Here is a 15,190-nt window from a genome sequence, read left to right as displayed (position 1 = left end):
TTTGACACTTTTTTATGTATGTATGTAATATCAATAATTATAGATTAAATCAGTAAAAAAAACGTCTAATAATTGACTTTTTTTTATTGGGTTTAAATGATTAAATTGAATTATAAACGCTGTAAGATAGTATTTTCAAAGGGTATAACTTTGTTTAAAAGTTGGCATAGAAATTGCTTTGATAATAAGCGATATGTTCTATAGAAATAAACAATATGTTAAAGTCTTGTAATAGAAAAACAAGATTAATATTATTTGAACAGCTTATAAAAAAAATTAATATATTTAAGGGGGCGTACTAGTTGAACAAACTATATTCTATTTTATTAAAACAACACGTTGGTGGTCCAGATAAGCCAGTAGTAAGTGTTGGAGATGTAGTAAAAAAAGGAACTCTAATCGCAGAACCAGCTGGATTAGGAGCAAATATTTATGCCAGTGTTAGTGGAAAAATAAGTGAAATAAATGACCAAGCTATAGTAATTGAAGCTGATGAAGTACAAGATGATACTTTTGAACCATTAAAAGGAGAAAGTATACTTGACTTAATCAAAGAAGCTGGAGTTGTAGGAATGGGTGGAGCAGGATTCCCTACTCATATAAAATTAAACATAGATTTAAAAGGTGGAACAATATTAGCAAATGCAGCTGAATGTGAACCTTTACTAGCTCATAACATAAAAGAAATAGAAGAAAATCCAGAAATAGTTTACAAAGGTATAAAATATGCTATGGAAGTTACTAATGCTGGAAAAGGTATGCTAGCAATAAAAAGCAAACATCCAGAAGCAATAGCAGCATTCAAAAAAGTAATAAAACCAGGAGATAATATAGAAGTTGCTGAACTAGTTGATATGTACCCAATGGGAGAAGAAAGAGCTATAGTAAGAGATGTTCTAGGAAAATTACTTGAGCCAACTCAATTACCTTCAGAAGCTAATGCAGTAGTAATAAACGTGGAAACATTAACTAGAATAGTAGAAGCTGTTGAGCAAAAAAGACCAGTTATATCTAAAAATATAACTGTAGTTGGTCAATTAAACAGTGGAAAAGAATCTATAGTATTTGAAGATGTGCCAATTGGAACTACTGTTGGAGAATTAATTGAAAGAGCTGGTGGAATAAAAGGTGAATATGGTGAAATAATCCTAGGAGGACCTTTCACAGGAAAAGCTACTACTTTAGATACTCCAATAACTAAAACTAGTGGTGGTATAATAGTTACTATGCCATTTGTTAATGAAAAGAGAAAAATGGGTCTTTTAGTCTGTGCATGTGGACCTAACGAAGAAAGAATGAGAGACATAGCAGCTAAAATGGGCGTTACTGATATAGTATCAGTTCAAAAATGTAAACAAGCTCAAGAAATAAAAGGTGCATTAAAATGTGAAAATCCAGGACACTGTCCAGGACAAGCTCAAAAATGTATAGAATTTAAAAAAGCTGGAGCAGAAGTTATATTAATAGGTAACTGTACTGACTGTAGTAATACAGTAATGGGTTCTGCACCAAAATTAAAATTAGGTGTATATCATATAACTGACCATGTAATGAGAACAGTTAATCACCCATTAATAAGAAGAATAAAAGGTGACGTAAGATTAAAAATAAAATAATTAATTAATGTAAAATCATATAATAAAAACATCTTTAGAAGTGAGTCTTAAAAATTACTTCTGAGGATGTTTTTTTATGTAATATATAAGTTAAATTTATAAAATATATAAATGAAATGGAAAAAATAGACAAAAATTAATCTATATTGTATAATAATGACAATAGCTATTAAAATTATATCAGACAAAAATAGTAAAGCTCAAGTATGTGATTTGTGTTGACATATATAAATTAAATTTAGTTAACTATCCAATAGAGTAAAAGTTTTTGTGTTATTTAAAGATACTCCATGGTATCTTTTTTAGTATAGAAACGAATTTTTGTCTTATATTAGAAAAATTATTTTGAAATATTAGTTTGTATTTTAATACATTCATAAAAAGTGCACTTAAAGAGTTAAAGCATTGAACAAAATATTAAAAAAATAAAAATTACAAAAACCTATTTATAGAAACTTTGAAGTATATCTTAAATTTGGGCACTTAAGGGATATATGGAGTTAGTAGTGCAACCTGCTATAAATATAAATAGGAGTAACTTTTAATTATCAAAAATATATAAACAGATATAATAAAGTACATAAATCATAGTAAATATAAATAAATATAAAATATATTTTTGAAATAGCTCCCTACATTCATAAAGAGTGTAGAGTGGCAGAACATCTGCCCAAAACTCCTTTAATTGCTGGAAGTTCCTAAAGCTAACTAAACCACAACATAATCATGAAATAAGGATAGATGTGATAGAGTGTCTATTTGATAGATACTTGATGGTTACGAAAGTAGAAAAAATTAGTTAGATAGCATAAGGTTAAATCCTAAGTGCCTTAAAAATGGATAATCAGCAGGTAAGCTTCGAAAAGAAGAAACTTCAACGACTAGAGAGAAATCTCGTACCTACAAGTGTGGGGAAATGGGGAGTACCTAATTATTAGGTAATGATATAGTCTGTGCTTAATAGAAATATTAAGAAGTTCATTAGAGAACTGGTTAGGATTAACGACCCTAATTGAACACGCTAAAGATGTATTGTGGAATCAAATCTATACAAGAATATAATATTTTGAATTATATTAGATAGATACAATATATATTTTTAGTATCAGGAGAATTTTGAAAGTAAAAATTAAAAAATCAAGCATAATTAGTTTAGCCATCGCTTTTAGTATGGTATTTGCTACATTTACGCCAATAGTATCTTACGCTGCTGAAATGAAGGGCAAAGATGTAGTTCTTGATGGTGAGAAGCCATCAGAGGGGCAAACTCCAGAAGGAGAACAACCATCAGAGGGGCAAACTCCAGAAGGAGAACAACCATCAGGGGGACAAACTCCAGAAGGAGAGCAACCATCAGAGGGACAAACTCCAGAAGGAGAGCAACCATCAGAGGGACAAACTCCAGAAGGGGAACAACCATCAGAGGGACAAACTCCAGAGGGTGAGCAACCATCAGAGGGGCAAACTCCAGAGGGAGAACAACCATCAGAGGGGCAAACTCCAGAGGGAGAGCAACCATCAGAGGGGCAAACTCCAGAAGGAGAACAGCCTTTAGAAGAACAAACTCCAGAGGGAGAACAACCATCGGATGAACAAACTCCAGAAGAAGAACTAGTAGTAGAAGAAATGAACTTAAAGCAAAATATTGAGAAAATTCTTGATATGACTTTATCTCAGATAACTAAAATTGTATATAATTTCTGGGAAGATGAAGAATCTGTAAAAACAGATGAACAATCAGAAATTAGACAAGTACTTACTTCAAAAGATCAAAATTTACATCTATGGTATGATAAAAAAGCAAAAGTAAAAAATACATGTTTACTAAAAGAAGATGGTTCAAATAGACCTTATTATGATATAAGATTTGATGATATTACAAAGACGTTAACTTTTGATTATATAGTAGAGGGTCTTATAGGCGCAAGTACTAAAGATAACAAATATATAATAGATGGAGAAGATGGCGAACAAACTGCATTTTGTTATAATAATCATCTAAAAGCTCCAACCAGTGATAGTAAGAGTCCATATTTACCAGCAGAAGATTTTAATGGTCAAGAAAATAAAAATGAAGATGCAATTAAATCTATAATCTATGCAGGTTCTGAATTTGATGGATTTGGATATAAACAACAGTTCAATTTAGGTGGAGAAGAAAATGAAGGTGCAGTTTATTCAGCAACTCAAAGTGCAATATGGATTATGCTTGGACAAGTGGATGAACAAGCAAAACTTAAACAATATCAAGGAAGTATAAACTTTTATGATATACTTATAGAAAGTGCAAAGACTGAAGAAGAAAAAGTTGAATATCAAAAAGGTAAAGAACAAGCAATAAATATAAAAGCTTATTTAGAAGCATTGTTAGATGCAGGTCATAAACAACTAAAACCAGATGATACAGGAAAACCTAGCCTAAGCAATGGTTCAACTGATATTAAATTTGATAAAAATGAAGATGGAACTTATGAAACAGAAGCTATAGCTTTAGTGGGTTATAGTGGTGTAGTTAAGTTAAGATTGCCAAATGGAGTAACTGCCTATGACGAAGAGGGCAATATAATAGGTACAGGTGAAGTAGAAGTTTCAACACAACATAAATTTAAACTTAAAAGTGTTGAAAAGCCAGATTCAAAGGCTAATATCTCTGCAGTATCTTATGATTATATTTTCCCTAAAGCTATTCAATATTATAAGTCAGTTTTTGATTTTGGAGAGAAAGACCATTCATCTTTATTACCAGCTAGTAAGCAAAATTTATTGAGTTATACAATAGAACAAAAGAATGGTGAAGAAGTTAACTTTAATATAGGTTTACCAACAGATGGAGGTTCAGATGTAAATCCACCAGTGCCACCAACAGATGATACTGTAAATCCACCAGTACCACCATCAGGAGGAGGAGACTCAAATGGACATAAGCCATCACCACCAACAGATGACACAGTGATAAATCCACCAGTGCCACCAGCAGATGATACTGTGATAAACCCACCAGTACCACCAACAGATGATACTGTGATAAACCCACCAGTGCCACCAACAGATGATACTGTGGTAAATCCACCAGTACCACCATCAGGTGATACTGTGGTAGATACATCAGTACCACCAACAGATGATACTGTGGTAAAATCACCAAAAACAGGTGACGAAACTCAAATAATGTCATATGTATTTATTGGCATAATTGCAATTTGTGGATTAGGGTATCATTGTAAAAGAGCAAAAAATTAATCTAGATTATTACTTATTAAGTTTAAAAATACATTGTCTCAAATTGATTTAAAAATCGTTTTGAGACATTTTTTTTGCGTAAGTATAACTTATTTTAAAGTGTACACTAACTGTTTTATGAATAGAAAAATGGTTTGAAGGTGAAAATAGTATTGAAAAAGTAATGTACTAAGTATATAATTCATTTGATTTTATTTGTATGAATTATAAGTCAATTTTAGTGATTATACAAATTTAGATATTAATCTCTTAAGAAATTTTAATATTAATTATTCAATAAATTATTATTATAATATGCTAGAATAAATATATATAAATAAGTTTTGATGAGGTACTACTATAAAGGGGGGACTTTATGTTTTCGATACCAGAAGTAAAAAAAGTAGAAGAAGTAATGGATACAAAATTTACAACTATAGACGAAGACACAAAAATAGAAAGTGCAATAAAAGAAATGATAAGAAGTAATACAAAAACTCTAATGGTAATAGATTCATCTAGTGAATTAAAAGGAATTATATCTATGACTGATATACATAATCTTTATGAGATGCATAAAAAATATGAAGGCCAACCAGTAAAACTTATAATGAAAAAAGATGTTATATATGTCAGTGAAGGCTTAACCTTAGATGAGTGTAGAGATATAATGATATTAAAAAATATAGGTATTCTTCCTGTGCTTAGAGATAATAAAATCATTGGTGTCTTGAAACAAGAGCATATTAGAGATTATTTATACATGCATTTAGAAGATTATGGATTAACTTTAAAATACATTATAGGTCAGATTAAAGAAGGAATTTGTGCTATAAATAATGAAGGTGTTGTAATTTTATGGAATAATTTTATGGAAGAAAGGTATGATATAAAGTCTGAAGACATAGTGGGTCGACCGATGAACGAGTTTTTGGAAAATACTATTTCAGAAAAAGTACTAAATAGTAAAGTCGGTATGAGTGATTTATATTTTACTGACAAAAAAGAAAACATGTATGCATTAGTTCATGCAAATCCTATATTTTATAAAGAAGAATTCATTGGTGTTGTATGTACTGAAGTAGACGTTACAGAAGCTAAGATATTAGCTCTTGAACTTGAAAAAGTAAATGATACATTAAAATATTTAAAAGATGAAGTAAAAAATTTATCTAAAGGTAGCTTTGACAAGATTTTAGGTAAAAGTTATAAATTGGAAAAATCGAAAGCGATTGCAAAACAAGTAGCTAGAACCAACAGTAGTATATTCATTTGGGGCGAAAGTGGTACAGGTAAAGAAGTATTTGCTAGAGCTATTCACGATTATAGTGAAAGAAAAGGTCAATTTATACCTGTTAACTGTAGTGCTATACCAAATGAATTATTTGAGAGCGAATTTTTTGGTTATGAATCAGGTGCATTCACTGGAGCAAGTAAAAAAGGTAGAATAGGTATATTTGAACTTGCGAAGGATGGAACAGTATTTTTGGATGAAATCGCAGATTTACCTCTTAGTATGCAAGCTAAATTGCTTAGAGTATTGCAAGAAAAAGAAATAAGACGAGTTGGTGGAGATACTACAATAAAAATAAATCCTAGAATAATATCAGCTACTAATAAAGATTTAGAAAAAATGGTAAAAGCAGAAAAATTTAGAGAAGATTTATATTATAGATTAAATGTTGTAGAAATAAAAATACCACCTCTTAGAGAGAGAAAAGAAGATATAGGATTATTAGTGCATAGTTTCTTGGAAGAAATATGCAAACAAAACAATAAGCCTGTTCTTACAATAAGTAAAGATGTAATTGATATATTTCAAAATTATAGATGGAAAGGGAATATAAGGGAATTAAAAAACACAATTGAAAATATTGTTGTCCTATCCCAAAATCCTAGAATAGAAGTAGATGATGTACCAAGCTATATGATGGATTCTAGAAATAACAATACAGAGGAAGAAGAATATCCTCTAGATTTGACGAAAGCTACTCAAAAGATTGAAGTAAAAAATATAACAAAGGCACTTAAAATGTCTAATGGAAATAAAGCTAAAGCTGCTAAAATATTAAACATACCGAGAACCACGTTATATTATAAGATAGATCAGTATAAAATAGATGTGTCTAAAATATGACACATGACTAAATTTTGACAAAATAATAATCTTTAATTTCAAACCAAGCAAAATCAATGTTTGGAGTAGTGTGATATATGTGACTGTGTTAAAAAAAAAAAAAAAGTGTTGATTAATTGACACTTTTTTTCTTTTGAGAAAATGTTTCCAAACATAAAAAACAGGGTGTTGTAAATAAATAGTTATATAATATTTGGCTAAAAATAGCGATAGAGGAAGGTTGTATTATAGAAAATATCTTTTTGTTAATAAGTTGGCATAGGAATTGCTTATATATAAAGTGACTTCAAATGAGAAAAAAATAGTATTAATTATGACGATTTATGTAAGTTGAAAAGTTTTAACACTTAGGGCTGTTAGTAGGGAACAGTAAATATGTTAATTATTAAGAGTGTTAGGGCATCAATATAAATTAAAAATCAAATGAAGGAGGCATTTTATTATGTCAATAACTTTAGAAACAGCTCAAGCCCATGCAAATGATCCAGCAGTATGCTGCTGTAGATTTGAAGAAGGAACAATAATAGCACCAGAAAACTTAGAAGACCCAGCAATATTTGGAGATTTAGAAGATTCAGGATTATTAGTTATTCCAGAAAATCATTTAACAGTTGGTCAAGTATTAGGAGCTAAATTAACAAAAACTTTAGATGCATTATCTCCAATGACTACAGATAATGTAGAAGGATATAAAGTAGCAGAAACAGATGCTGAAGAATCTGCTAAAGAAGTAGAAGCTCCAGTAGCTCAAGGTGCTACAGTTCAAGCTACAACAGGTCAAGTAATAAAAATACACATAAAAGAAGGTAAAGATATAAACTTAGAAATACCTTTGAAAATAGCTGCTCAAATGGGAGTAGTACCACAAAAATAATAGTTGAAATATAACTATTAAAGCCGGTTTTAATTTACTTGATTCCTCAGTTAAGGGGTTACCTGTTGAGGAATCGAGATTTAAAATAATAAATAAGAAAATAATGTAAGGAGGTATTTTATACTATGTCAATAACTTTAGAAACAGCTCAAGCCCATGCAAATGACCCAGCAGTATGTTGTTGTAGATTTGAAGCGGGAACAATAATAGCACCAGAAAACTTAGAAGATCCAGCAATATTTGCAGACTTAGAGGATTCTGGATTATTAACAATACCAGAAAATGGATTAACTATAGGTCAAGTACTAGGAGCTAAGTTAAAAGAAACTTTAGATGCTCTATCTCCAATGACTACAGAAAATGTAGAAGGATACAAAGCAGGAGAAGCTAAAGAAGTAGTAGAAGAAGCAGTAGTAGAAGAAGCTCCAGCAGCTTTAGAAGCAGTAGTGCCAGTAAGCACAGGAGTTTTAGGTGAAACAGTTAAAATACACATAGGTGAAGGTAAAGATATAAGCTTAGAAATACCTTTATCAGTAGCTGGTCAAGCGGGAGTTGTTGCTCCAGTAGCAAACGTTGCTGCTCCAGTAGCAGGTGCAGTAGCAGAAGTAGCTCCAAAAGCTGAAGAAAAGAAATTATTAAGAAGCTTAACTAAAAAACACTTTAAAATAGACAAAGTTGAATTTGCTGATGAAACTAAAATAGAAGGAACTACTTTATACATCAGAAATGCAGCAGAAATATGTAAGGAAGCTAATGACACTCAAGAATTAGTTGTTGATGTTAAATTAGAAATAATAACTCCTGATAAGTATGAAACTTACAGTGAGGCTGTATTAGATATACAACCAATCGCTACTAAAGAAGAAGGCGAATTAGGTTCAGGTATAACAAGAGTTATAGATGGAGCTATAATGGTATTAACTGGTACAGATGAAGATGGAGTTCAAATAGGTGAATTCGGTTCTTCAGAAGGTGAATTAAACACTACTATAATGTGGGGTAGACCAGGTGCTGCTGACAAAGGTGAAATATTCATCAAAGGTCAAGTAACAATAAAAGCTGGAACTAACATGGAAAGACCAGGACCTTTAGCTGCTCACCGTGCTTTTGATTATATAACTCAAGAGATAAGAGAAGCTTTAAAGAAAGTTGACAACTCTTTAGTAGTAGATGAAGAAGTAATCGAGCAATATAGAAGAGAAGGTAAAAAGAAAGTTGTTGTTATAAAAGAAATAATGGGACAAGGTGCAATGCATGATAACTTAATATTACCAGTTGAACCAGTTGGTACATTAGGAGCTCAACCAAACGTTGACTTAGGAAACATGCCAGTTGTATTATCTCCACTTGAAGTATTAGATGGTGGTATCCATGCATTAACTTGTATAGGACCTGCATCAAAAGAAATGTCAAGACATTACTGGAGAGAGCCATTAGTAATAAGAGCTATGCAAGATGAAGAAATAGATTTAGTAGGTGTTGTATTTGTTGGTTCTCCACAAGTAAATGCTGAGAAATTCTATGTATCTAAGAGATTAGGTATGTTAGTTGAAGCTATGGAAGTTGATGGAGCTGTAGTAACTACTGAAGGTTTCGGAAACAACCATATAGATTTCGCATCTCACATAGAGCAAATAGGTATGAGAGGTATACCAGTAGTTGGTGTAACTTATTCAGCAGTTCAAGGTGCTCTAGTTGTTGGTAATAAATACATGACTCACATGGTAGACAATAACAAGTCTAAGCAAGGTATAGAAAATGAAATATTATCAAACAATACATTAGCTCCAGAAGAGGCTATAAGAATCATGGCTATGCTTAAAAATGCTATTGCAGGTGTAGAAGTTAAAGCTCCTGAAAGAAAATGGAATCCAAATGTTAAGTTAAATAACATAGAGGCTATAGAAAAAGCTACAGGAGAAAAAATAGTATTAGAAGATAATGAGCAATCTTTACCAATGAGTAAGAAGAGAAGAGAAATATACGAAAAAGACGAAAACTAAAATTTAGATAATAACTAAGATTTAGATAACAATATAAATTTAGATCCAAGTTTAAAATAAGTATAGAGAGGTAAAATTATAATGGATAGATTAAAATATATCTCATCAGAGACTTTTTATGAGGGTGTTATAGTCGAAATCATGGGTGGTGGAGTAACTATAGACCTAAAAGGTAGACTTGGACAATTTAAAATACCTAATAGAATGCTTATAACTGACTACGAACTTAAGATAGGTCAAGAGGTTGGATTCATGCTAAGCTATCCTGAGGTATTAAGTCCAGAACCTAATCATGAGTATGTAGAAAATATTAGGAGAGAAAAAGAAAAGCAAGCAGAAATGCAAGCTAAAAAGAAGCAAGAAGAAGAAAAATAATAATAATTAATCGTTTGAAAATAGAAGGGAGAGGAAATATATGAGCCTTACAACAGTACAAGGACTTCAATCTGAAATATTTGTTCCAATAACACCTCCTCCAGTTTGGACTCCTGTAACTAAAGAATTAAAAGATATGACTATAGCTTTAGCTACAGCAGCTGGTGTTCACTTAAAATCTGACAAGAGATTCAATCTAGCAGGAGATACTACTTTTAGAGCTGTACCTAACACAGCTACAGTTGATGAAATGATGGTATCACATGGTGGATACGATAATGGAGATGTAAATAAAGATATAAACTGTATGTTCCCTATAGATAGACTACATGAATTAGCTGCAGAAGGATTTATAAAAGCAGTAGCTCCTATGCACTATGCATTCATGGGTGGTGGAGGAAACCAACATGTCTTCACTGAAGAAACTGGTCCTGCTATCGCTGCTAAACTTAAAGAAGAGGGAGTAGACGGTGTAGTCATGACAGCTGGCTGAGGTACTTGCCATAGAACTGCCGTGATCGTGCAGAGAGCAATAGAGGAAGCTGGAATACCTACAATAATAATCGCAGCTCTTCCTCCAGTAGTTAGACAAAACGGAACTCCTAGAGCAGTTGCTCCATTAGTTCCAATGGGTGCTAATGCTGGTGAACCACATAACATAGAAATGCAAACACATATATTAAGAGATACATTAGAGCAATTAGTTGCTATACCATCTGCTGGTAAGATAGTTCCATTACCATACGAATATAAAGCTCACGTTTAAAATGTAATTTATATTTGAAAATACAAAACCCTTCTCCTACATAATTAGGAGAGGGGTTTTAAGAACAAAGGTGGCTATTATGGAAGAAAAAATAATGAGAAGACTTGTTATAAAACCGTTTCATATGAATGAAGTTAATTTCGGTTCAAAAACTTCTATAAAGAAAGATGTACTTACAATTGATTTATCAAGTATAGATGAAATAAAAGCAAGAGAAGATTTAATAACAGATATAAAAGTAGATATTATAAAACCTGGAGACTATGACAGGGAAATTAATACTATTATGGACATTATACCAATATCAACCAAAGTTTTAGGCAGATTGGGAGAGGGAATTACACATACTTTAACTGGTGTATATGTAATGCTAACTGGTGCAGACGAAGATGGAAATCAAATGCATGAATTTGGTTCTTCAGAAGGAATTTTGAGTGAACAAATGGTGTTTGGGAGATATGGGACTCCATCAGTTGAAGACTATATAATCCATGTGGATGTAACTCTTAAGGGAGGTTTACCTTTTGAAAGAACACTTCCACTTGCAGCATTTAAAGCATGTGATGATTTTATACAAGAAATAAGAACGTCTTTGAAAATGGAAGACGGAAGAAATGCTACTCAAGTTCGTGAATATTTTGACAAAATTCGACCAAATGCAAAAAAGGTTGTCATAGTAAAACAAATAGCAGGTCAAGGGGCTATGTATGACAATCAGTTATTCTCAAAGGAACCTAGTGGTTTTGAAGGAGGAACATCAATTATAGATATGGGAAATGTACCTATGATTATATCTCCTAATGAATATAGAGATGGTGCCCTTAGAGCTATGACTTAAGAGAGGTGGATATTATGGGAATAGGACCTTCAACAAAAGAAACATCTCTTCATCACTTTAGAGACCCACTTTTGGATATAGTTGAAAGTGATAAAGATGTAGATTTACTTGGAGTAATAGTAGTAGGAACTCCAGATGGAAATGAAAATAAAACTTTTGTAGGACAGAGAACAGCTGCTTGGCTGGAAGCTATGAGAGTAGATGGAGCTATAGTCTCTTCAGATGGTTGGGGAAACTCACATGTTGACTATGCTAATACATTTGAAGAAATAGGAAAAAGAGATATACCTGTAGTTGGAGTAACATTTAATGGTACTCAAGCTAAGTTTGTTGTAAGCAATCAATATATGGATACCATAGTTGATATGAATAAATCAAAAGAAGGTATTGAGACAGAAGTTGTTGGAGAAAACAACACAAATGAGATTGATGCTAAAAAAGCTTTGGCATTTTTAAAATTAAAAATGAGAAAGCATGGATAAAAAATTTAAGTAAGGGGATGAGTTTTGTGGGAATTTCTACATCAATGAAAAACACATCACTTCAGATTTTTAGAGACCCATTACTTGATTTAATAGACAATGATCCTGACGTAGATTTGCTAGGAGTAGTTGTAGTTGGTACATCAGAGCACAATGAATGGAAATCCTTTTTATCAGCCAGGCTTGGAAGATGGGTTGAAGCATTGCGACCTGATGGAGTGATTATAACCTTAGATATGGCAGGAAACCAGCATATTGATTTTACAAATGCTATATCAGAGTTTGTAAAATCAGACATACCTACAGTAGGTCTTACTATTATGGGAGCAGATGGTCTAGTAGTTACCAATCAGTACTTAGATAAAGCTACCATAATTGATTATAAAAAGACAACAGGCTACATAGAAACAGAAGTAGTTGGAGACAATCACTTGGATGAAGTTGATGTAAAAAAAGCATTAGCTTTTCTAAAACTAAAAATGCGTAAAAACGCAAAATAAACCTAAGGGGGAATTTGATATGAAATTTAGCAGAAGTATACAAGCTATAGACTCTCATACAGCAGGAGAAGCAACTAGAATAGTTGTAGGTGGAATACCTAACATAAAAGGAAATTCTATGCCTGAGAAAAAAGAATATTTAGAAAAAAATCTAGATTATTTAAGAACTGCTATAATGTTAGAGCCAAGAGGACATAATGATATGTTTGGTTCTGTAATGACTCAACCTTGTTGCCCAGATGCTGACTTTGGAATAATCTTCATGGACGGTGGCGGATACCTTAACATGTGTGGCCATGGTACAATAGGAGCTATGACAGCAGCTATAGAAACAGGTGTAGTTCCAGCAGTAGAGCCTATAACTCATGTAGTTATGGAAGCTCCAGCAGGAATAATAAGAGGGGACGTTACAGTTGTAGATGGAAAAGCTAAAGAAGTATCATTCTTAAACGTACCAGCTTTCTTATATAAAGAAGGTGTTGAAGTTGACTTACCAGGTGTTGGAACAGTTAAATTTGATATATCATTTGGTGGAAGCTTCTTTGCTATAATACATGCAAGTCAATTAGGTTTAAAAATAGAACCTCAAAATGCTGGTAAATTAACTGAACTAGCTATGAAACTTAGAGATATAATAAACGAAAAAATAGAAATACAACATCCAACTTTAGCTCATATAAAAACTGTAGATTTAGTTGAAATATATGATGAGCCAACTCATCCAGAAGCTACTTACAAAAACGTAGTTATATTTGGTCAAGGTCAAGTTGACAGATCTCCATGTGGAACTGGAACAAGTGCTAAATTAGCTACTTTACATGCTAAAGGTGAATTAAAAGTAGGAGAAAAATTCGTATATGAAAGTATATTAGGAACTTTATTCAAAGGTGAAATAGTTGAAGAAACTAAAGTTGCAGATTTCAATGCTGTAGTACCTAAAATAAGTGGTTCTGCTTATATAACTGGATTTAATCACTTTGTAATAGATGAAGAAGATCCACTTAAACATGGATTTATTCTTAAATAGAAACAAATAAATTGGGAAATTAAAATAGAATAGTAACCTCTTGCTGGTTACTATTCTATAGCTTTTAGGCTATAAGATTCAGAATATATAAAAAAATAAAAAAACAGGAGGATGGATTATGGTAGCAATCTTAAAGGCATTATACGTAGTATTCGCAGCAATCTTTGCAGTTGTATTTGGTAAAGACGTAGCTAAAGCAAACAAAGAGGGGAAACTAGAAGAACAAAGTACTCCAAAAGTTGCTGTAACAGGATTTATAACAGATTTTTTTGATACATTAGGAATAGGCTCATTTGCTCCAACAATAGCAATGTCAAAAGCTTTAAAATTAAACATACCAGATAAGAAAATGCCTGGTACGTTAAACGTAGCACATACTATTCCAGTTGTTACTGAAGCATTTATATTTACATCAATCATACCAGTTGATGGTGTAACTCTAGTATCTATGGTTGTAGCAGCAGCAGTTGGTTCATATATAGGTGCAGGAATAATAGCTAAAATGGACGAAAGAAAGATACAAATGGTTATGGGTGTGACTCTAGCATTAACAGCAATATTAATGTTATTAGGTCATCCTTGGGTTAATGTATTACCAGGTGGAGGAAATGAATTAGGTCTTACTGGTGTTAAGTTAGTAATAGGTGTAGTAGGTAACTTTATACTAGGTGCTTTAATGACAGCTGGTATAGGACTATATGCTCCAGGTATGGCAATGGTTTACTTCTTAGGAATGTCTGCAAAAGTTGCGTTCCCAATAGTTATGGGTTCTTGTGCATTATTAATGCCAGTTGCAAGTATGAAATTCATAAAAGAAGATGCATATACTAAAAAAGCATCAGTTATAATAGCTATCTGTGGTTTAATAGGGGTTTTCGTAGCAGCATATATAGTAAAAACTTTACCAATGGATATATTAAAAGCATTAGTAATAATAGTTATAGCTTACACTTCTGCTACAATGATAATGGCTGCAAATAAAAATAAAAAGACTGCTTAGTATTTATTAAATATTACAGCTAACAATAAAAATTATAAACTGCTTTGGAACGTTAATATTAATGTTCTAAGGCAGTTTTTTATTTATTAGATATAATTATTATATAAAGCAATTAGTGTGCCAATTATACAATATATATATAAGTTTAGTAAATTAAGTATAAATATAGCTATATTTTCTAAAGTTAAGGTGTAAACTGAAGTTAAATATTTAAATTTAATACTAGATATAAGAAAAAAAGTTAATATATTGATGTATATTAACAAAAATATTAGTATAATAAGTCGAATATAACTTATAATTGAAGAAAATTGAGTTTATAATGACTTGATAGTTATCTGAATCATTTGAAT

At 31.7% G+C, this 15,190-nt stretch carries 11 protein-coding genes, 1 pseudogene and 1 riboswitch; all 12 genes and pseudogenes read left to right on the top strand.

Going from position 1 to position 15,190, the window contains the following annotated elements; translation table 11 throughout:
• Positions 1–302: 302 nt before the first annotated feature.
• Entirely contained in the window at positions 303–1,616 is a 1,314-nt protein-coding gene (gene prdC, locus IC175_RS06225) for a proline reductase-associated electron transfer protein PrdC (RefSeq protein ID WP_227851294.1), read from the top strand.
• Between the two features lie 441 nt (positions 1,617–2,057).
• Positions 2,058–2,143, top strand: a riboswitch (cyclic di-GMP riboswitch).
• Positions 2,144–2,732: 589 nt separating this feature from the next.
• Complete coding sequence (locus IC175_RS06220) at positions 2,733–4,856, top strand: Cys-Gln thioester bond-forming surface protein (RefSeq protein WP_227851293.1); 2,124 nt, start codon at positions 2,733–2,735, stop codon at positions 4,854–4,856.
• Positions 4,857–5,211: 355 nt separating this feature from the next.
• On the top strand, positions 5,212–6,972 hold the full coding sequence (prdR, locus tag IC175_RS06215; protein ID WP_227433706.1) for a sigma-54 dependent transcriptional regulator PrdR: 1,761 nt from the start codon (positions 5,212–5,214) through the stop codon (positions 6,970–6,972).
• Positions 6,973–7,414: 442 nt separating this feature from the next.
• Positions 7,415–7,831: pseudogene (locus IC175_RS06210) on the top strand (D-proline reductase (dithiol) proprotein PrdA); the annotation flags it as partial.
• A 140-nt stretch (positions 7,832–7,971) separates the two neighbouring features.
• Positions 7,972–9,849 carry a D-proline reductase (dithiol) proprotein PrdA gene (gene prdA / locus IC175_RS06205; RefSeq protein ID WP_227481872.1) on the top strand — a complete coding sequence of 626 codons (1,878 nt, stop codon included), beginning with the start codon at positions 7,972–7,974 and terminating at the stop codon, positions 9,847–9,849.
• Between the two features lie 81 nt (positions 9,850–9,930).
• Complete coding sequence (locus IC175_RS06200; RefSeq protein ID WP_227433709.1) at positions 9,931–10,224, top strand: CBO2463/CBO2479 domain-containing protein; 294 nt, start codon at positions 9,931–9,933, stop codon at positions 10,222–10,224.
• Between the two features lie 40 nt (positions 10,225–10,264).
• On the top strand, positions 10,265–10,990 hold the full coding sequence (gene prdB, locus IC175_RS06195; protein ID WP_079739805.1) for a D-proline reductase (dithiol) protein PrdB: 726 nt from the start codon (positions 10,265–10,267) through the stop codon (positions 10,988–10,990).
• Between the two features lie 79 nt (positions 10,991–11,069).
• Positions 11,070–11,828: a proline reductase cluster protein PrdD gene (gene prdD / locus IC175_RS19410; protein WP_255287823.1), complete on the top strand. Its 759-nt coding sequence runs from the start codon at positions 11,070–11,072 to the stop codon at positions 11,826–11,828.
• Positions 11,829–11,842: 14 nt separating this feature from the next.
• Entirely contained in the window at positions 11,843–12,310 is a 468-nt protein-coding gene (locus IC175_RS19405; RefSeq protein ID WP_003422094.1) for a glycine/sarcosine/betaine reductase component B subunit, read from the top strand.
• Between the two features lie 26 nt (positions 12,311–12,336).
• Entirely contained in the window at positions 12,337–12,810 is a 474-nt protein-coding gene (locus tag IC175_RS06185; RefSeq protein WP_255606343.1) for a glycine/sarcosine/betaine reductase component B subunit, read from the top strand.
• A 19-nt stretch (positions 12,811–12,829) separates the two neighbouring features.
• Entirely contained in the window at positions 12,830–13,837 is a 1,008-nt protein-coding gene (locus IC175_RS06180) for a proline racemase (RefSeq protein ID WP_021386243.1), read from the top strand.
• A 118-nt stretch (positions 13,838–13,955) separates the two neighbouring features.
• Positions 13,956–14,837 (top strand): TSUP family transporter, encoded by an 882-nt coding sequence (locus tag IC175_RS06175; RefSeq protein ID WP_227433711.1) that lies wholly within the window; start codon positions 13,956–13,958, stop codon positions 14,835–14,837.
• Positions 14,838–15,190: the final 353 nt, after the last annotated feature.

Origin of the sequence: Clostridioides sp. ES-S-0123-01, from assembly GCF_020658415.1 — a bacterium.
GTDB lineage: Bacteria > Bacillota > Clostridia > Peptostreptococcales > Peptostreptococcaceae > Clostridioides.
The sequence above is the reverse complement of the archived record's forward strand: the minus strand, read 5'-3'. Positions and strand labels throughout refer to the sequence as shown.

Bases quoted from the DNA above. Each gene is read 5' to 3' on its own strand.
- prdR (WP_227433706.1), top strand. From the start codon at position 5,212: ATGTTTTCGATACCAGAAGTAAAAAAAGTAGAAGAAGTAATGGATACA.
- prdA (WP_227481872.1), top strand. From the start codon at position 7,972: ATGTCAATAACTTTAGAAACAGCTCAAGCCCATGCAAATGACCCAGCA.
- IC175_RS06200 (WP_227433709.1), top strand. From the start codon at position 9,931: ATGGATAGATTAAAATATATCTCATCAGAGACTTTTTATGAGGGTGTT.
- prdD (WP_255287823.1), top strand. From the start codon at position 11,070: ATGGAAGAAAAAATAATGAGAAGACTTGTTATAAAACCGTTTCATATG.
- IC175_RS19405 (WP_003422094.1), top strand. From the start codon at position 11,843: ATGGGAATAGGACCTTCAACAAAAGAAACATCTCTTCATCACTTTAGA.
- IC175_RS06180 (WP_021386243.1), top strand. From the start codon at position 12,830: ATGAAATTTAGCAGAAGTATACAAGCTATAGACTCTCATACAGCAGGA.
- IC175_RS06175 (WP_227433711.1), top strand. From the start codon at position 13,956: ATGGTAGCAATCTTAAAGGCATTATACGTAGTATTCGCAGCAATCTTT.